The 18,773-nt window shown below is 56.3% G+C and carries 18 protein-coding genes; 10 read left to right on the top strand and 8 right to left on the bottom strand.

The window, feature by feature from the left end:
- Positions 1 to 99: 99 nt before the first annotated feature.
- Positions 100 to 1,569, bottom strand: coding sequence for a PLP-dependent aminotransferase family protein (locus RZS32_RS08725; RefSeq protein WP_317056605.1), 1,470 nt, complete (start codon positions 1,567 to 1,569; stop codon positions 100 to 102).
- A gap of 81 nt (positions 1,570 to 1,650) precedes the next feature.
- Positions 1,651 to 2,337, bottom strand: a complete 687-nt coding sequence (locus RZS32_RS08720) for an ArsR/SmtB family transcription factor (protein ID WP_317056604.1) — start codon at positions 2,335 to 2,337, stop codon at positions 1,651 to 1,653.
- A gap of 70 nt (positions 2,338 to 2,407) precedes the next feature.
- On the opposite strand from RZS32_RS08720, the gene RZS32_RS08715 reads away from it, so the two are divergent.
- Together RZS32_RS08715 and RZS32_RS08710 are read left to right on the top strand one after the other, a co-directional pair.
- Positions 2,408 to 2,731 carry an NIPSNAP family protein gene (locus RZS32_RS08715; RefSeq protein WP_317056603.1) on the top strand — a complete coding sequence of 108 codons (324 nt, stop codon included), beginning with the start codon at positions 2,408 to 2,410 and terminating at the stop codon, positions 2,729 to 2,731.
- Positions 2,728 to 3,075, top strand: a complete 348-nt coding sequence (locus RZS32_RS08710) for an antibiotic biosynthesis monooxygenase family protein (RefSeq protein WP_317056602.1) — start codon at positions 2,728 to 2,730, stop codon at positions 3,073 to 3,075. Before RZS32_RS08715 ends, RZS32_RS08710 begins: the two co-directional genes overlap by 4 nt.
- A 19-nt stretch (positions 3,076 to 3,094) precedes the next feature.
- Here RZS32_RS08710 and RZS32_RS08705 read toward each other — a convergent pair whose 3' ends face one another.
- Positions 3,095 to 3,514 (bottom strand): globin domain-containing protein, encoded by a 420-nt coding sequence (locus tag RZS32_RS08705; RefSeq protein WP_339106895.1) that lies wholly within the window; start codon positions 3,512 to 3,514, stop codon positions 3,095 to 3,097.
- Positions 3,515 to 3,721: 207 nt separating this feature from the next.
- On the opposite strand from RZS32_RS08705, the gene pncB reads away from it, so the two are divergent.
- On the top strand, positions 3,722 to 5,014 hold the full coding sequence (pncB, locus tag RZS32_RS08700) for a nicotinate phosphoribosyltransferase (RefSeq protein ID WP_317056600.1): 1,293 nt from the start codon (positions 3,722 to 3,724) through the stop codon (positions 5,012 to 5,014).
- A gap of 5 nt (positions 5,015 to 5,019) precedes the next feature.
- Here the strand turns inward: pncB and RZS32_RS08695 are convergent, their stop codons facing one another.
- Genes RZS32_RS08695 through RZS32_RS08685 form a run of 3 tightly spaced genes read right to left on the bottom strand, consistent with a single transcriptional unit; the run spans position 5,020 to position 9,084 of the window.
- Positions 5,020 to 6,378, bottom strand: coding sequence for a polysaccharide biosynthesis/export family protein (locus RZS32_RS08695; RefSeq protein ID WP_317056599.1), 1,359 nt, complete (start codon positions 6,376 to 6,378; stop codon positions 5,020 to 5,022).
- A gap of 34 nt (positions 6,379 to 6,412) precedes the next feature.
- Complete coding sequence (locus tag RZS32_RS08690) at positions 6,413 to 7,048, bottom strand: YjbF family lipoprotein (RefSeq protein ID WP_339106894.1); 636 nt, start codon at positions 7,046 to 7,048, stop codon at positions 6,413 to 6,415.
- The gene (locus RZS32_RS08685; RefSeq protein ID WP_317056597.1) at positions 7,045 to 9,084 is read right to left on the bottom strand and encodes a YjbH domain-containing protein; all 2,040 of its coding nucleotides are present in this window, start codon (positions 9,082 to 9,084) and stop codon (positions 7,045 to 7,047) included. Before RZS32_RS08685 ends, RZS32_RS08690 begins: the two co-directional genes overlap by 4 nt.
- Before the next feature lie 189 nt (positions 9,085 to 9,273).
- Here RZS32_RS08685 and RZS32_RS08680 point away from each other — a divergent pair, with 189 nt between their 5' ends.
- Both RZS32_RS08680 and RZS32_RS08675 read left to right on the top strand, forming a co-directional pair.
- Complete coding sequence (locus tag RZS32_RS08680; RefSeq protein ID WP_317056596.1) at positions 9,274 to 9,996, top strand: metallophosphoesterase; 723 nt, start codon at positions 9,274 to 9,276, stop codon at positions 9,994 to 9,996.
- A 117-nt stretch (positions 9,997 to 10,113) separates the two neighbouring features.
- On the top strand, positions 10,114 to 10,785 hold the full coding sequence (locus RZS32_RS08675) for a sugar transferase (protein ID WP_317056595.1): 672 nt from the start codon (positions 10,114 to 10,116) through the stop codon (positions 10,783 to 10,785).
- On the opposite strand, the gene RZS32_RS08670 is transcribed toward RZS32_RS08675, so the two are convergent.
- Together RZS32_RS08670 and RZS32_RS08665 are read right to left on the bottom strand one after the other, a co-directional pair.
- Entirely contained in the window at positions 10,772 to 11,926 is a 1,155-nt protein-coding gene (locus RZS32_RS08670; protein ID WP_317056594.1) for a glycosyltransferase family 4 protein, read from the bottom strand. The two genes, RZS32_RS08675 and RZS32_RS08670, sit on opposite strands and share 14 nt — an antisense overlap.
- Positions 11,923 to 13,095 carry a glycosyltransferase gene (locus RZS32_RS08665; protein WP_317056593.1) on the bottom strand — a complete coding sequence of 391 codons (1,173 nt, stop codon included), beginning with the start codon at positions 13,093 to 13,095 and terminating at the stop codon, positions 11,923 to 11,925. Before RZS32_RS08665 ends, RZS32_RS08670 begins: the two co-directional genes overlap by 4 nt.
- A 129-nt stretch (positions 13,096 to 13,224) precedes the next feature.
- Between RZS32_RS08665 and RZS32_RS08660 the strand changes: the two genes are divergently transcribed.
- Genes RZS32_RS08660 through RZS32_RS08640 form a run of 5 tightly spaced genes read left to right on the top strand, consistent with a single transcriptional unit; the run spans position 13,225 to position 18,713 of the window.
- Entirely contained in the window at positions 13,225 to 13,923 is a 699-nt protein-coding gene (locus RZS32_RS08660; RefSeq protein WP_317056592.1) for a sulfotransferase family 2 domain-containing protein, read from the top strand.
- Positions 13,920 to 15,191 (top strand): oligosaccharide repeat unit polymerase, encoded by a 1,272-nt coding sequence (locus RZS32_RS08655; protein WP_317056591.1) that lies wholly within the window; start codon positions 13,920 to 13,922, stop codon positions 15,189 to 15,191. Before RZS32_RS08660 ends, RZS32_RS08655 begins: the two co-directional genes overlap by 4 nt.
- The gene (locus RZS32_RS08650) at positions 15,188 to 16,213 is read left to right on the top strand and encodes an acyltransferase family protein (RefSeq protein WP_317056590.1); all 1,026 of its coding nucleotides are present in this window, start codon (positions 15,188 to 15,190) and stop codon (positions 16,211 to 16,213) included. Before RZS32_RS08655 ends, RZS32_RS08650 begins: the two co-directional genes overlap by 4 nt.
- Positions 16,210 to 17,541 (top strand): oligosaccharide flippase family protein, encoded by a 1,332-nt coding sequence (locus RZS32_RS08645; RefSeq protein ID WP_317056589.1) that lies wholly within the window; start codon positions 16,210 to 16,212, stop codon positions 17,539 to 17,541. The genes RZS32_RS08650 and RZS32_RS08645 overlap by 4 nt, the downstream gene beginning before the upstream one ends.
- Positions 17,538 to 18,713, top strand: a complete 1,176-nt coding sequence (locus tag RZS32_RS08640; protein WP_317056588.1) for a hypothetical protein — start codon at positions 17,538 to 17,540, stop codon at positions 18,711 to 18,713. The genes RZS32_RS08645 and RZS32_RS08640 overlap by 4 nt, the downstream gene beginning before the upstream one ends.
- Positions 18,714 to 18,773 lie beyond the last annotated feature (60 nt).

Below are 18,773 nucleotides of genomic sequence, written 5' to 3'. Positions count from 1 at the left end.
TTTTTGACTTTTTTGGCAAATACCTTGCGACCTCACATAGCCGAACAATGTCTTTAAAGTATTGTTTATAATACGCTTTCATGTCCCTGACTTCGAGCCTTAATGGTCAACCCAGCTCCGCAAAGTTTCAGCCAGAATCGCGATGCCCGCTGGTATCTTTTCTGAAGGAATCGAAGAGTAAGCCAAACGATAGTTGTTTCTGGGCGCCTGCTCTGCATCAAAGAAGGGCAATCCCGGCTCGATCAGAACACCCTTGGCTTTTAGAGCCTCGGCCAGTTTTTCCGTGTCCACATCCTCAGGCGCACGCATCCAGATAGAGCTGCCGCCAAACACGCCGCGCCCTTCCACACCCAAACCATGCGCATCAAGTGCGGCCTCCATAACTTTGCGACGGCGGGCATAGACCTGACCGATGCGACGGATCAAACTGTCATAATATCCGAGGCTGAGGAAATACGCAGTTGTGCGCTGCATATGCCCCGGAGGATGACGCAGGACACTGGCCCGAAGCGCGCGCGCCTCGCGAATGAAAGGCTCGGGCCCAACAAGGTAGCCCAGTCGTAAACCGGGAAAAATAGACTTGGAAAAACTGCCAACATAGATGACGCGGCCATCCGTATCGAGCGACTTGAGCGCAGGTAGCGGCGCGCGCAGGAACGAGATCTCAAACTCATAGTCGTCCTCGACGATCAGCGCATCCCTCTTTTTGGCTTCCTGCAAGAGCGCCTGTCGCCGCTCCAGAGGCATTGTCGCATTGGTTGGCGACTGGTGACTGGGCGTCGTGAAGATGACATCTACTTCGCTGGGAAGCAGGTCGGGCGGCACCCCGTCACGATCGACAGGCACAGAGACCAGATGACACCGTGACTGAGTCAGAATATCGCGCAAAGCGTGATAGCATGGTTCTTCGACCGCGGCCGTCCGGCGCTGTGTCAACAAAACCTGTGCCGTCAGCCAAAGCGCATTCTGCGCGCCCATTGTCAAAAGCACCTCACCAGGTTCGGCCAGTATCCCCCGCCGCGGCAGTGTGTGACGCACGATGAACTCAATTAACTGTGGATCATCCTGATCATAGTGATCCGCCGCCAGAGATTGAAAGTCCTTCTGTCCCAGCGCCCTAAGCGCGCAGTGCCGCCAGCTTGCATGATCGAACAGGCCTGGATCTGTTTGGCCGTAAATAAACGGATAGGGATATTGCGACCAGTCTTTGGGTTTGTCCGGCATCGCGCCGCCGGTAAATTTGCGCCCCAACGCACGCGTCCAATCAACGACGTCCCGGCGGGACACGCGCGGCGGAAACTGCGGTGGCTCTGGCGCGTTTTCAGAAACAAAGTACCCAGACCGGTCGCGGCTTTCGAGATAGTCGTTGGCCAAAAGCTCTGTATAGGCCAGCGTGACGGTGATCCGGCTGACTCCAAGGTGCTGTGCGAGCTGACGCGAAGATGGGAGCTTTTCACCTTTACGGAAACGTCCCGACAGGATGCCTTGGGCGATCATCTGCTGGATCTGCGCCTGAAGCGTGCCCTCTGCGCCAGGAGCAAGGAAAAAGGTTTCGACCGATATTGCCATGCATGGGGTTTACACTGGACTTATCACAGCCGCAATCTGGATGTATTTATTGCGGGGCATTCTGCATGACCGTCAGGGTCGCTACATGCGCACGCCAAACCACTGGTCGAACGCCGCCGCTCCATGTCGTGTGAACCGCACCACACGCGTGCCCTCGATCCGATTGGACCAACCCAAAGCTTCCATCCGGGCCAACATCGCGCGTCCAAGCTGACCCGCAAGATGTGATCGCCGTTCGGACCAATCAAGGCATTCGCGACACAACGGCGCGCGGGACTTGGGCAGATGGTCCAAATCCACTCCGAACTTGGTCACAAACGCCCGCCCCTTTGCCGTCAGTGCAAGACGATCACCGTTCGAGGACAAAAAGCTCTGGAATTTCAGGCTGTCGAACATCTGCGTGCCCATATCACCTGCCAGATGATTGTAGCACACGCGCGCCCTGCGCAAATCGGGGTCCTTGGGGCCCGGTCGGTGACGCAAATGGCCTGTACCTGCCGCCAGACCCATCAAAGCCTCGAGCACAGAGGCCACTTCCTCTCCGGACAAGCGAAAATACTTGTGCCGCCCTTCCTTGCGAAGGCGTATCAATCCGCCGCTCTCCAGTTTAGCCAGATGTGAGGATGCAGTTTGCAACGTCACGCCAGCCTCATTCGCAAGTTCGCTGGCTGTAAGAGCTTTGCCGCTCATCAGCGCTGTCAGGATGTTGGCGCGGGCAGGGTCGCCAATAAGGGACGCAACACGAGAGATGTCAGGACCGTCTTTCATAGTTCGACGTTAACCGAAGCATCTAATCACGTCCATAGGCCATTAGTGTCGAACACAAAGGAGATACACCATGCTGACCTGCATCATTGAATACGACATCGATCCCAACAATCGTGATGCCTTTACCCAATACGCCCGCGCCTGGGGTCAGGCCATCCCGCGCTGCGGCGCCGACCTGATCGGATACTTTGCGCCCCATGAAGGGTCTTCAAACCTTGCCTATGGTATCTACAACATCCGCTCACTAGCAGAATATGAGGCCTATCGCGCAAGATTGGCGGCCGATCCACTGGGCAAGGCCAATTACGAATTCGCGAGGTCAGAGAAGTTCCTGTTGCGCGAGAGGCGGACCTTTGTGAAATGTGTGTCACACCCGCATGGAGACCCAAAATGATCGCCGTCATCTTCGAAGTTCATCCAAAGTCAGATCAAAAAGACGCATATCTCGACATGGCGGCCAAAATGCGGCCTCTGGCCGAAGGAATCGACGGGTTCATTTCAGTTGAGCGGTTCGAGAGCCTGACGACACCCGGTAAACTCCTGTCACTGAGTTTCTGGCGCGACGAAGCTGCGCTCGATGAATGGCGCTGCCTGACGGCCCATCGCAACGCACAAAAGGCAGGCCGCGACATCATGTTTGACGACTACCGTCTGCGGGTGGTCAGCGTGATCCGCGACTATGGCATGTTCGAGCGCGACGAGACACCGGAAGACAGCAAAGCGGTTCATGGCGGCTGACAGATCCGACCAGACGTCGTTAGCCGACAATACCACCTGAATGTACCATTGTATCGCGTGCCTCTGCGTAGGCCGCTCTCCAAGCTGATTCCAACTGTGGTGTGAACAAGTCCTGTAAGGTGTTTCTTATTGTGTCGATCAGCGCTTCTTCCATTGGGTCAAATTCGGCCGTCTTTACGCCAAGGGTTGCATGTGCGTGGCCCAGCTGACCCAGCTTTTCATCCATGGCTTTTTGATCGCCAAGGTTGCGCACAACGAACCGCAAGGTCGTCATGAATTTCATGCCCTGACCTTCCAAATCATCCCTGAACAAAGCCCTCAAAGCGGGGGCGCGCTCAAAGAGAGCGGTATAAAAGACGTCAGAGTGGGTTTCCAACTCGGCCCGGACATGCGCAAAACTACGCTGTACCAACTCAATATCGGTTGCACTCATAGGCATGGCAAATCCTCCATTGAGAATAGCCTACTATAGCACATTCAGGTGTCGACGTCGTTGAGCCACGTCCGCGCAGGCCGCTCAGACCAGGAAACTCAGGCCAGGAAACTGTATCAAGCGCGGCAAGAAACACATTCCGAAGCGGTAACTTGCGGATTCAGGAGCTGTTTGATCTAAAGGACATCGCTGAATTTGCCCTGGAGGCCACATATGGTCGACATCGCCACACGCGTCTGGAACCACAAGTGGAAGATCGACCCGATTGTCCGGTCTTTGATCGACACGGATTTCTACAAACTGCTGATGTGCCAGTCAGTTTTTCGAAACAAACCCGACACCAACGTCACCTTCTCACTTATTAATCGCACCAAATCCGTGCGTTTGGCAGAGCTGGTGGATGAGGGCGAGTTGCGCGAACAGCTTGACCATATCCGCTCTCTGTCGCTGTCACGTGGCGAAAGCACGTGGATGCGCGGCAATACGTTTTACGGCAAACGTCAGATGTTCACACCGGAATTCATGGACTGGTTTGAGAACCTGCGCCTGCCGCCGTACCATCTGGAGAAACGTGACGGGCAGTATGAGCTGACATTTGAGGGCAAGTGGCCCGAAGTCATGCTCTGGGAAATTCCCGCTTTGGCGGTTTTGATGGAGCTGCGTTCTCGGGCGGTACTGAACACTTTGCGGAAGTTCGAACTTCAGGTGCTCTATGCCCGCGCGATGACCAAACTCTGGGAAAAAGTCGAGCGCCTGCGTGACGTTGAGGGGCTTCGCATCGCCGATTTCGGCACGAGACGGCGGCACTCATTCCTCTGGCAGGATTGGTGCGTTCAGGCCATGACCGAACGACTGGAAGGCGCATTTGTTGGCACATCCAACTGTCTGATTGCAAAGAACCGCGACCTTGAGGCCATCGGCACGAATGCGCATGAATTGCCGATGGTCTATGCCGCCCTGGCCAAGGACGATGAGGCCCTGCGCCAGGCACCGTATGAGGTGCTCTCGGACTGGCACGAAGAACACGATGGTAATCTCCGCATCATCCTGCCCGATACCTACGGCACCAAGGGATTTCTCGATGCCGCCCCAGACTGGCTGGCAGGATGGACGGGAATTCGCATCGATTCTGGAGACCCAGCCGAGGGCGCTGAAACTGCGATCAATTGGTGGAAGGCGAGAGGTGAGAACCCAAAAGAAAAACTCATCATCTTTTCTGACGGGCTGGACGAGGAGAAAATCCTGTCGTTGCACAAGCAATTCGTTGGCCGGGTGAAAGTATCGTTTGGTTGGGGCACGCTGCTCACGAACGACTTCCGAGACCTCACCACCGACAATAGCCTCGCGCCTTTCTCTCTTGTCTGCAAGGCCGTGGCCGCCAATGGCACACCAACGGTCAAACTCTCGGACAACCCGCGCAAGGCGATGGGCCCCCAAGACCAGATTGACCGCTACAAGCGGGTGTTTGGTGTTGGGAAACAAGAAGAAATGGAGGTTGTGGTTTAACACCCTCACTCCACCGCTACCCGGCTCACGTTGATCAAAGAGGGCAATATCTGTGACACCGCACGGTTCCATTTCGTGATGGGCTGTTGTGCAACGAAGATCACGTCGTTGGGACGCAACTCAAAACGGGTCATGAGGGTAAAGCTCGCAGCGTTGCGGGCATCAAGATGCCAGGCCGTGACCGCTCCAAATTCCCGCGGGTCGCTTGAGGCGCGCAGCACATAGACCTGTGATATGTCCGCCGATTGCACCGAAAAACCCCGCGTCTGCGCCAAGAGCGCATCTGCCAGGACCGCACGGCGCTCGAAAGGCAAAGCGAACCGCCCTTGCTCACGGAATTCACCGGTCAGGTAGACGTAGTCATTCTTGTCTGCCCCGAGCGCCACTTGCGCCTGATAGTTACTGCGCGCTTCTGTGAGCTGCGCACGACGCAGGCTGACTTCGGTCTGCAACTCCAACAAGGCTGCTTGTTGGGCTTGCTGGCGGGCAGCTACCAGCGCAATCTGCTGTTCAAAGAACGCCTGCGCTTTGCCAAGTTCGTACTCGGTGTCCACAAAGACGGAGTCGCCGTCGAGAAGCCGGGTCTTGAGAAGATCAGGCCGCGCATAAAGCACACTGAGCGGGATTTGATAAAGTGATCCATCGCGGTAGAGCCGCACCGATGCACTGTCCTGATCCTGCACCGCAACACCCCCCGTTGCCGCCAACGCGGCATCTAGAGACAGCGGCGTCAGCGTTACCGGCACCACTGCAGGGGCGGCCACGGCGCCACCCACCGAGACGCGCCGCGAATTGAATTCGGCGATCTCAAGACTGAAGGTCGGATCCTGCTGATTGGTCACCATTTTCTGGAAAAGCTCCGCCTCAGCGGATTCAATTGTAAGATCGGCAAGCTTAACACGCCCAACAGAGGGAATGTTGATCGCACCGTCATCCTGCACCGTGTAGGCCTGCCTTCCATTCCTGAGACCAGACGGCACACTCGACTCTGAGAGCAATACGCCAGTGTCTGGTGTGGTCAGCACAAGCACATCCCCCACGCCAATCCGGTACGGACCCGGCCTTGTCGAAGGTGGCAAACGCACGTCGAGGGTTTCGGGCTTGAGCTGGGCATCAAATGTAGGTTGCGGTAACGTGCCCACGCTGCGCACCCCACCACCTGTGCCCGCAGTCAGGGAAAACACAGCTGGAAGTGTTTTGGGCGTGTAGGTTGAGCGATTGGCCTGCACCACTGTCTCAGCCGAGAGCGGCACGACACGCACTTGAGTGCCGTTTTGCAAACCGGGGCTTACGGACGAGGATCGATAAACAGCACCGCACGCCGTCAACGCAATCATCGATACCAGAAGAATGATCATCCTCATCTCACACGTCTCCTTTTAGTTTTCATCAGCACGCTCACGGCACAACACGTGTTGACAGCGCGCCAAGAAACGGCCCCGCCCATTGGCGCGACAAGACGATCTGGCCGCTCGCAGGCACAACCCAGTAGAAATTCTCAAAAGACTGATCGAGGCTACGACACCGTTCGACCATCAGAACGGTGCTCACCAGACGATCTGCCAGGGCGATGTCCTCTGGGCCGATGCGTTCGATGGTGCAGCGATAGGTCCGCGTGACGGCACGATCACCGCCATCCAAAAAGGTCTGGAATCGGTCAGACACGCCCGGGTGTAGCGCGCGAACTAACGCAAGGGGTTCGGTCAGTTCCGAGGCCAAAAGCCCCTCTCCAAAGCCATGCAATCCATGCAGCATTCCGCCTTGCAGAATGACCTGAGCGCCTTCGGGGCTGAGCCAGTATTCAAAAGCGCCTTCGCGCCTTTCCAGCAAAAGCGTCCCGCCCCCTTTGCCTAGGTCAGGAAACCCGATTTGCAAAGCAGGCGCCTTTGACTTGATCAGAGTAGCGTAGCGCGGCGCGATTTCTTCCGGTTGCCCAGTAACTTGCGCCAGTAAGCGACGTGTCTCCGGGGCCTGAAAAGTGCCACAGCCCAGCAAACCGAAGATTGCACTCATGAGTACCAAAACACGCTTCATCGGAACACCCGTCCCCAGCCCGCGCTAAGTCTTTGCGCCCGGTAATCCCTGGTCGCTTCATAGAGCCGGTTGCTCACGTTCAGCCGTGCGCCGCCATCACGTTGCAGCGGGCGTATCACCTGCCGGAAAGTGCGGCGAGAGGAACGACCGGTGAACCACGATATGGGAATTTCCACGGTAATTCCGCGATCAAATGAGCCTTCGCCAAACTCAGAAAACGGCACATCGGTGAGTGTAAAGAACCCACCGATTTTGAATCCATTGTTGAATTCCCGCGCCAACGAAAATGTAGCGCCCCAGTCACCCGCGAGATAACGACCGACATCAAGTTGCGTGGTAAAGCCATGGCCAAGATCATAGTAGACAGAGCCGTGGCCTGTCAGGACATCGTAATCCTGAAAACCCAAGAGCATGTCGAAATCGCGTTGCCGGGCATAGTTCAGCTCTGCACCAAGCGCCAAACGGCTTTCAATAGGAAACCAGAGTAGTTCGGCAGACACACCACCGAACATGCTTTCAAGATATCCAGCGGTGATGCGCCCGAAGAGATCAGCGCCGGGGCGGAATAGGTATTCTGCGGTAAGCTCGTTGATCTCAAAATTAGATTGCTGTGCAAAGAGCACAGCATCCGAGCGCACCCTTGGCAAAACTGAGTCAGACATACGTGTCGCATCATCAATGTTTCCAACCAACGGCTGGCGAAACACCCCTGAAAACGTCAGGCCCGGCGATGGGCGATAATCGGCATTTACCTGTATCCCGGCATCCGCGCGCACGGGTTGGTCCGGGTCGAAAAACGACAGCGCGACATAAGGCCCAACAGAATAGTCAAAAACGGGGAATGCTGATTTCGGTTCACCTGCCTGATCAACACGATGTTCATCTGCAATGCGTGCACGCGTCAGACTTCGCCAGGGTCCGTCGTAGTGCCGTTCAAGCTCTTTAAGATCAGAACGGTTCAGCGTGATAGTGCTGATCGGGGTGCCGCGTCGCTGCACTGTGATTTCAAAGACGTCAATCTGTGCAGGCAGTACCTTTGCCAGCCGACGCGCTGCGCGCCCAACAGCCTGTGCCTCGACATCCCAGCGCCGGTTCTCAACGCGCACCAGTGCCCGGCCACCTTGGATTTTGAAGCCCTGAAGTGTGAGCCCTTCCTGATCAAGCTGTTTGAACAGCTGCGCCTGCGCTTTCTCGCGGGTTGTAGGGTCATCAAAATCGCCAAAACTGGACACGGCCGAGCTGGAAAAGGGCACAGGCGCTTTGTCACGTCCACCGGGCACAGGACGTTTCGCGGGATCAAACAAGTAGCTGAACTGCAGCGCGAGTGTCGTTCCCCCAACCACATACCCGCGAAGCTGCGCGCCTTGGTCGAACTGATAGGTCAGCCCAATGTTAACTGGGCTGTCTATATCGATATTACCCGCCGCGCGCTCGCGGTCATAGGCATCCGAAGAATACTCGAACTGCAAACTCAAACGATCGCTAAGCCGCAGCTCTGCCCCGCCAAAAAAAGCAACGGGTCCCTGAAAGAACGAGTCCACCGCCAACTGCCCCGTGGTGGCGCGTGGTGCACGCGTGTCAAATCCAGAAGACAAAACCCCAAGCGGATTGGAAAACGAGCCTCGCTGCGCCAATCGCCCCCATCCAAAACCGCCGGTTACCCGAAGGTTTGGGCCAAGCGACTTGGTGGCCACAACATATTCACTGGAAAAAATGCTCGTTCCGGCAATGTCCCTCAAGCCAAAGGCCAGCGCCGGACGGTTTGGACGTTCTTCCAAGAGCTGGACATGCACATCGAAACTGCGATCAAACACATCACCACCATTTGGACCTGTGGGAACCAAATCGCGCAGGATTGAATACCGAAATGAGCCATAAACCCGCGGCAAAACCTGAAAGGTGAGCGTATGACGCTGGTTGTTCTCAAACGTGCTTGCGGTTATCGCCACATGCCCATCAGGCAGCACCACAGCGGTTGGCATATCGATCAGACCAGGCGTACCAAATGTCGACAGGGTTTCGGCCCTGAGCTGCATGGGTGATGCCAAAACCAGGATCAGAACACAGCATAAGAGCCGAGGGAAAAATTCCGTAAATCTCAAACAGCGTTCCTAAATCTCATTCACACTCTCACCCCAAGTCGCGCCACGCTGCGCGAAACAGGTGGGCACGCGCGTCACAACGCGATAGTTTGATTAAAATTCTCGGAGACGGGTCGTTAATATATGCTTAACGCGCTGCGGAACTTTCTTAACAAGCCAGATATCGAGCTCGGCCCGCCTGCGCCTGACACGCCTTTTGTTGCCATCGGCGACATCCATGGACGTATCGACCTTTTGACTCGTTTGCTCCCACGCCTGCCTGATCTTCCGATCATCTGCGTGGGCGACTATGTCGACCGTGGGGATCACAGCGCCGAGGTGCTGCGCCTGCTGATGGAGCGAACAGATATCACCTGTTTATCGGGCAATCATGAAGACATGATGCTGAAGTTTATTGATACACCTGAACAAGGCGGTCGTTGGCTCTTGCACGGCGGGATGCAGACCGTCGCAAGCTTTGGTCTGGGTGGGATCTCTCCTTCGGCACGTGGCGAAGAGCTTGTCAAACTGCGCGATGTGTTTGTGAAAACGATGGGCGATGAGATGCTGACCTGGCTCAGGGACCTACCCACGCTCTGGCAATCCGGCAATGTGGCCGTGCTTCATGCCGGGGCGGATCCAGCGCAACCCATCGCGGATCAAAAACCGCAGACCCTGCGCTGGGGGCATCCGGCGTTCCTGACCACCCCGCGCACCGACGGCATGTGGGTGGTACATGGGCACACGGTTGTCGACGCAGCCATCGCCGAGGGCGGGCGCATCGCCATTGACACAGGCGCTTATGCCACGGACTGCCTGACGGCGGCGATCATCGAGACAGGGCAGGTCCGCTTCGAGACCGCTTGAACAAAAACTATCCGGTTTCAGCAAAATTTAGCTGTCTTGTTTACCGCTTGTTAAACCTTGCGATGCTTAAAGATTGGTTATCGACGTGTGAGTGGGGACATACGACGGAGCCAACCTATGGCCATGCTGGACCACGCGCACGCACGCCCTTTTCCTTCGACCGCATCTGTTCTTTCGCTGGCCTACTCAACTCTGGGCAAACGTCTTTTGGACATTGCAATCGCTGTTTTGCTCTTGCCGATCCTGCTTCCGATGATTGGGCTGTTGTGGTCGCTCATACGCCTGCAAGGTGGCAGCGGATTCTATTGCCATAAACGGGTAGGTCGAAACGGAGCAGAATTCTCTTGTTGGAAAATCCGAACCATGGTGCCCAATGCCGAACGGCTTTTGACTGAACTTCTTGATGCTGACCCACTGGCCGCTGACGAATGGCGAAGGACACAGAAACTCAGCCGCGATCCGCGTATTACAAAACTTGGCCAGTTTCTGCGCCGCACCAGCCTTGATGAACTGCCACAGATTTGGAATGTGCTGCGCGGGGATATGTCCTTTGTCGGGCCGCGTCCCGTCACCAAACCTGAACTGGATCGCTATGGACCTGACGCCAAAGTCTATCTCAAACTGCGTCCGGGCATCACGGGCCTGTGGCAAGTCATGGGTCGCAGTGATGGGTGTTACACTGAGCGTCTCCGCCTTGATATGGCTTATGCCCGCGCTATCACGCCGCTTCGGGATCTGACGCTCATACTGCGCACCGCGACTGTGATCTTTCGCCCTACCGGGCGCTGATCAGCTTGCGCAGCCGCGGATTGCGTACTGGTCTCGCACCAGCAGCAAACATGGGGCCCAACATCTCTACAAGCGCCTCTGCACTGGCCCGCCAGGAATAGCGCCCTGCACGTGCCAAGCCCTTGGTGATCCGAATTTTGCGCTCTTCTTCTGCCATTGCCGCGAAGCGTTTGAGCGCCAAGGTCATCCCAAGCTGATCCCGGGGATCAAACCACATCGGCGCATTGCCCAGCACCTCGGGCATCGCCGTGGCGTTCGAACTGAGCACAGGGACACCGAGCTGCATCGCCTCTAGAGGCGGTATGCCAAATCCTTCATTCAGGGATGGAAACACGAAACCCAATGCACCCTTGTACAGTCCACGCAGGTCTGCATCGGACACACGGCCCAGAACATACAATCCGTTTTGAGTTTCCAGTTTTGCAATGTTCAACGCACGCGGCGCGTCTCCGACAATGGCGAGGGGCGGAACATCCGATCCCGCATCGCGATGTGCTTCGATCAGCCGAATGAGATTCTTGTTCGGGCTTTGATTGCCAACAGACAAAAGATATCTCTTTGGGTTCAATCCATGCTCTTCGGTGGCTTGCAGGTTTTCTTCTATTCGAAGCACATGTTCCGCCGAATTCGGTACGATCGCGAACCGATCTGTATCCACGTCCAACCAATGTGCCAAAGTCTGCGCCGAGTGTTGGCTCACTGTGATCAAGCCCTTGGCACGCTGCGCCAGTCGAGGCCGCAGAAACCGATGCCAACGACGATAACCCGGCGAAAACGCTTCGGGCATTTCAAAGACATGCGCATCATGAAACGCAACCACATGTGCCTCATGCGCAAGCGGGCCGCAATTGCCAAGGCTTAGAAGAACACCATCCTTGCTGATCTGATAAAGCCGTGATTGCTCCCACACATGCCCTTGTGAGGCGCCTGTCGGAAACACTTCAATGCTGCGGTAACGGGGCAGATTTTTACGCTGAGTGCCGGATGCAAATGGTGTCAAAACCACAACCTGCCCAAACCGCGCCTTGACCGAAGGATGCTTTGCCAAATGATTATCCAGCGCCCGCACCAATTCGTGCGCGTATCGTTGCACACCTGACAAGGGCTGGGTCAAAAACCGCCCGTTGATAAACAACGTCATGCGAGTTTGGCCTGCAGGACAAGCTCCTGTTTACCCAAGGCGCTGCGATAGCAACGCTCGGTTCCCGATCCCAGTCGCGCCAATTCCCAATCCGAGACATCTGTGTGTCGCGCACCACGAGACAGGCGCGTGCGCTTGGCCGGCTCCTCCAACACCTCGATCAGCTGATCCGCCACCACATCCATATTGTCAGCCGGCAGGATCAACCCGTTGATGTCATGCGCCAGGATTTCATCCAAACCCGGCAACGCTTGCGCCAGCACCGGGCACCCTGCGGCAATGGATTGCACCACGACACGCGGCAGACCTTCTCGTTCAGAGGTAAGTATCGAGACATCGGCAAGAGCAAAGAGCGCTTCGGCATCAACGCGATGCCCACAAAACACCACCTGATCTTCAAGCCCAAGACGCGCCACCTCATCGCGCACGCGGTTTTCTTCGGGTCCTTGTCCCGCCAGCAACAGACGCATTTGCGGCAACCGGTTCGCGACACGTGCAAACGCGCGCAGAAATGGTATGTGCCGTTTGCGCGGCTCAAACGCAGCCATCATCAGCGCCACAGGTGCACGGCGACCATCTTTATCGGCATTGGACAATGCTCGCCAGTCAGGCGGCAGCTGCGCGTTTCGAAATCGATCCAGACCCATGCCGGAACGCACACAATAGATCTGCTCCGGATCCGCCAGACCGGCGTCGACATAGGCATCCGACACCGCCTCTGAGACTCCAACAAAGGCGTCGGTGCGCCGCGCCGCAATGCGTTCCGCCGCAAGGTAAATTGCGCGCTTCATCGGGCTGACGCCTTCAAACGGCAGAATATGCACGCCGTGTACAACAAGCGCATTTGGCACAGCATCCGCCGCCAACCGACCAACCAGACCGGCCTTGCTCTGGTGCGTGTGAATGATATCCGGCGACAGGGTTCTGTAGATATCACGCAACCAGCGGATCGCGCGAAAATCGTGCTTTGCATCGACAGGATGCACCAAATCAGGCAGCACGATTCGCCCTAAGCCCTCGGGCAAGTTCATGTCCCAAAAGGGATCTGCGTCAGAGCCATGGATCAGTGTGACCTCATGCCCGGCTTCAAGCTGCCAGCGCATTGTTTCGACTGTATTTTCTTCTGATCCTGCACGCAGAAGACGGGTAATCAGATGCACAATATGCATACGGGTGCAGCCTCCTTTGGACGTTAAGCACCCGTTAACCCTGCCGTGCGAATCTTACCAAAAGGCTAACACCCCACCGGGTGTTGCATCCTGTACCTGATCCACCACAAGAGGGAGGCTCAAAGCAACGTGGCAGGCTTCATCTATATCCATGTACCCAAATGCGGCGGCTCGTCTTTTGGAGCAGCTCTGCGCCTGCGCTTCCTGACATCACAGGCCACCATCCGACTGGGCCAAGGGGATCTCAGCCTGACCGGAGAAGCCCACATCCTGAGCGACTACGCCGCGCGCAGACGTGAGTTGCACGCTCATGTGGCACGGGGCGTTCGGATGATTTCCGGACATGTGCAATACGACTCTGACTTGCACCTGAATGAAGCGCAAAACTATGGCTTTCTGACCTTGTTGCGAGACCCCGTCAGCCGGTTCGTGTCGCACTACAATTACCTGCAGCGCAAACATCCTGATGCGCAGCGGCCCGATACGCTGGACGCCTTTCTCGAAACCCGCGCCGCCCACAGGCTGGCCTCACAATATCTCTTCTACTTCGCAGGCCAAAGCCAAGGGCAGGCACAGGATACCGGTCCGCTTGTGATCCGTGCCATTCGCGCGCTGTCCTGCTTTGACCTTGTCGGAGACTTGTCCGATCCCCAGGCCTGTCACGCTGCTTTGCGAGAAATAACCAACGGACCACTTCCCCTTTGGCATCGCAATCGCGCGCCGCAAAGCGTGTCGGTTCCACGCAACCTACGATCCCGCCTTGAACATCTCTGCGCGCCCGATCTGGAAATCTTTGAAAGTGTGCGCCACCATAAGGCTGCAGCATGACGCGCCAAGCTCTATCACCGCTGACTTTGATGCTGTGCTGCTGGGGTTTGACGGGCGCCTTCTCGATCTGGGCTTTTATGTCGCTCGATCGCCTGCCGCTGGTGCAAATCTTCATTGCGCGCGAGCATCTTGATCTCTCGGCCATCACTTTGGCTGGTATCCTCTGGGTTCTCTTCAGCCTCACAATCTACATCCTGGCCGATTGGATTGCGCGCCTGTCATTACCCAAACCACGCCCATTTCACCCGCGTCTGGACGTGAACGCTGCGGCAAAAGCAACCTTCGCGATCAACACCTGTTTTGCCTTTGTGACCCTGCTCTGGATCGCTGGAACGGCACGTGGCGCAGGTGGGTTGCTGCAACTAGCCACGGCTGTCTATGTCGACAGCCTGAACACCCGCGACATGCTTTTGGAGAACAAGCTCTTCACCGGCATGCGCTTGTTCTATGCTGCTTTGCCTGCCACGGGTTGTCTTGCTGCGGCATTGCTGGCACATGGCCAGTTATCATCCAAAGCGCGGCGTATGTGCCAGATCACGCTTGTGTTAAACCTTGTTCTTCTCTTCGTTTTGCCCATCGTCATGAGCCAGCGGCTCTTGCTGTTACAGTTCCTGCTCTCAGCCTACATCGCCGCTTGCCTTGTGCGCGGGCATGTTTTTGGCCTGCGGTTTCTGGGTCTGGGACTTTGTCTTTTTCTTGGGCTTTGGATCGCCCGTGAGATCATCACAAATCCAAGTCTCGATCATTCCGCCGCCGACATTGCCTGGCAGAAACTGACATTCTACATAATCAACGACACATGGAACAGCCTTGCTCCGCTCAGTCGCCCAATCCCCCACACGCATGGCGCACTTACGTTCGAAGGGCTGACATTCCTGACCCTGACCGATGGTCTCTTTGATGGTGCAAACCCAAGCCAGATCCCCGAGTTGAATGCCGTTCTCGGCGGTGGCGAGTTTCCATTCTTTACCACCGCCTACGTCGATTTTGGCCCTGTATTGGGCATGGTGGTAATCGGGTGTTTTGCAATTCTGTTCCGCTTTGTGTTCCATCGCGCCTGCCAGTCACTCGGCTGGGCCGCAATCTACGCACAGATCGGGGCGGCTCTGCTCTTCTCCAGCCATTCCGTCTATGTCACGCATCAGAACTTCCTGTTCTCCGTGGTGGTCATAGCCGTAATCTGCCGCGTGGCGCGCCGCACAAAGAGCTCATTAAAGCCCCCCGAAAGGCCCGTTTTCAAAAGCTGCCGCAGAGCGCATATCGCGTGACACTGTCGAACACCCAGAAACTGCCCGGACTTCAATCGCTTCGAGCACTCGCCGCCGGAATGGTCCTGATCGGGCACGTACTGGCCGAGGCCGAGCACTATTTTGACCTGTCACTTCCGGGAGATACTGTTCCCTGGACCCGAGGCGTAGACCTCTTTTTTGTCATTTCAGGGTTCGTCATTGCGTTGTCGGCTGACCGGTTGCGCGCGGAACCTGTTAACTTCTTGAAACGGCGCATGCTCCGAGTTGTACCGCTCTACTATGTGTTCACCACATTGATGGTGATTGTCCTGCTTTTCTTGCCCGGTGCGACCAAGGACACATCTCTCGATCCGGCTCAAATCCTTTCGTCCTATAGCTTCCTGCCTTATGCCCGGGAAGATGGACGCATCGCGCCTGTCCTCTCTCTGGGTTGGACCCTAAACTACGAAGTTTTCTTTTATGCGATGTTTGCCCTGTGCTTGGCCTTTCGTTCTCCTCGGATCGCCCTTGCCGCAATCCTTTCGGCCTGCGTCATCGCTGGTCTGGTCTATCCCGGCACCACCACGGCATTCGTTTTCTGGACCAATCCTCTCATCCTTGAATTTCTCTTCGGCGTGGGACTGGCGCGGCTCTATCAAACCGGCTGGCACAGGCCAAACACCGTGCTTGCCATTGCCGGTCTCTTTTTGGGCGTCGCTCTCCTGATACTCCTTGATGCCTTCAACATTCCCCGCGTATTGGCTGCCGGCCTGCCCGCGTCTTTGATTGTGGCCAGCGGCACTTTGCTTTGTCCCAACAGAGCAACACCCGGGCAGCTCCTTGGCGACGCGTCTTACGCGCTTTACCTGTCTCATCGGTTTGCCCTTCGCGCTGCGACGCTGTTGCTTTTGCCGCTCCTGCCACAAACGCAGCTGGGCGCGTGGATTTACATCGGACTGGTAACAGGCCTGGCTCTTGGATTGGGCATTCTGACCCACCTGCTTTTAGAGCGACCCATAATGCGTGCTCTGGCATCTTATCCAAAAGTGGTTCCGGCATGAGTACGCAACTCTGGTCTTTTGGCTTGCAATGGTCACGCGTGGGCATCAACGCCGCACTGTTTCTTGTTGCGACCCGGTTTTTGACCCTGGCAGAAATCGGTCTCTTCGCCACTGCCTTCGCTCCGGTCCGTTTGAGTCAGGGCCTGCATCGTGCGGGCATCTCTGAGAGCGTGATCGTTCTCGGCAAGTATCAAACAAGGCTCAACGCACTCTTTGCTCTGTCCTGTCTGTCTGGTGTTGGTCTTACCTTTATTTTTGGAGTGATAGGCCACTTTGCAGCAATACCTGCACTGATCGCCCTAAGTGCCATCCCTCTCTTGAACGGTATCAGCGCAGTGCCAGAAGGCCTTCTGCGTCGAGGCTTGCGCCTGCGCGCGCTCGCGCTTCGAACGATCTTCATACAATCGCTGGCAGCAGTCATCGCGCTCGGGCTTTTGATTTATGATTTGGGTATCTGGGCCCTGGTGAGCTTTGCAGTGATAAATGCGCTCGGAAATTGCCTTCTAACGGCCTATTTGGCGCGCTGGTCTCCATCCGGTTGGCCAACATTTGCAAAGGTTGTTTTGCTCTTGCCAAAAGTCACCCAGATTGCCGCGCGCGACTTTATTGGAGCCGCTCAGATGCCTTTGGCGCTGATGGCCATCGGGATGATGCTTGGCTTGCAGTCCGCAGGCGCGTTCCAGATTGCGGCACGTATTTACAATCTGATTGACGCGCTGACTCTATCACCGCTCCGCTTCATTGCCTTACCTCAACTGGCGCAGGATACGCTGCGCGCCAAGCAACGCTTTGCTCAGCATCTTGCACACGCGGCCTGGCTATCGTCTTGGATCTGGGCGATTGTCCTTCTGTTTGCGCCCGAGATACTTGGTATAGTTCTAGAACCTGAACACGCAGGCGCCACAGCACCGATCTTGCGCGCCTTGGCAGGTCTCGGATTTTGCAGCGCCGTGATCATGCCGGTGAACCAGGCATTGACCGCACGACTAGAAACCACACTTGTCCTGCACCGAGCAATTCTGACGCTATGCCTTAGCACTGCACTCTTACTTCCGGCTCTAATGGTCTCAGCCGAAATCTGTGCACTGGCCTTATCCATCGCGGCCATGTTCACCGGCCTTTGGTATGTTCGACGGGCATTGCCGCGCCTTTCGTTGACTTCGTCCGACCTCTCAGCAGCAATACCACCACTCTTTGCGGCGGGGCTCGCGTGCTTTCTTGTCCTGACGACGCCCAATTTGCCAATGCTCGCACAAATTCTCTGCGGCACGTTGGTCTACACCAGCCTTTTTGCTCTTCTGCCCAAACCTCATCTGAGGTTCACATGAAGCGCGCCGTTATTCTAACCGGTCACTTCCCAAACCAGAAACGTCGGCCAAGCCTTTTATGGGTGTCACATCACCTGCAAAAGAGTGGCTGGCATGTCACACATGTCACCGTTGGGTTTTCCTGGATCTCGCAGGTACTTGGCGACCCGCGCCTGACATCGCTGGACGACAAGCCCTGCACAGGGGTCTGGCATCCAAATCCGAATCTGACAACCATATTTGGCTACGCCCCGGTCCACCCGATAAACCTGCGCCAAACCTGGCTCACAAGACTGGCGCAAACCACATGGCCACTTTTCACAGCCTACTGGGAGCGCCGCTTGCAGGGGCCTCTGCGCCAAGCTGATCTTGCCATGTGTGAAAGTGGGCCGCCCATCCTGCTGGCCCCAACGCTTGCGCACCATGCACAACAAGCCCAGCGCATCTATCGCGTGAATGATGACATCCGGCTGCTCAACGCACCCGACGGACTGATCGCGGCTGAGCAACGTAACCTTGAGTGCTTTACCCGGATCAGCACGGCCAGCCCTGTCCTTGCGAAGCGTTTTGCCAAGCACACGCATGTCACACTCGATCCGATGGGTATTCCAAAGTCCTTGGTCAATCACCCTCACGCCGATCCATACAAGCACAGCCCAAATTGCAAGATCGTTGTCTGCGCGGGCACGACACAGCTCGACGTCGAAGCCATCATGCGCATCGCCACCTCTCGCCCGAACTGGAATGTCCACATCCTTGGCCGGTTAAAGAAGCTTCCCCCAAAGCGCGGCAATCTGTTCTGGCACGGAGAGCAGAATTTTGAAAAGACCCTTGCCCATATCGCTCATGCGGATATTGGGCTTTCGCCCTATCTCGACAAGCCGGGGATTGAGTATCAGGTCACCAATTCCAACAGGATGCTTCTTTATCGACACTTCGGCCTGCCGATCCTTGGACCGGACCGGCTCTGCTCTTCCGGTAACCCATCGATTTTCGGATACAACACCCCAAACGCAATGGACCTGTGCGAAGAGTTTCCGCACAGGCCCGAAGATATTCCTGACTGGTCCGAGCTTGCCCGGCGTCTGGTTCAGAAGGGCGTTACAGACCCACCAAGTGAGGTTTCGACAGATCCCGCCACGATATCAAAATCACGGGTGAAAACTGTTCCGGCATTGGCCTCCAGCGCATAGTTTGCCGCAGCCCCGGCGGCATCGCCGATACAATCTTGCAACCACATGAAAGATGGGTTG

This window comes from Roseovarius sp. W115 (assembly GCF_032842945.2).
GTDB classification, from domain to species: Bacteria; Pseudomonadota; Alphaproteobacteria; order Rhodobacterales; family Rhodobacteraceae; genus Roseovarius; species Roseovarius rhodophyticola.
The sequence above is the reverse complement of the archived record's forward strand: the minus strand, read 5'-3'. Positions and strand labels throughout refer to the sequence as shown.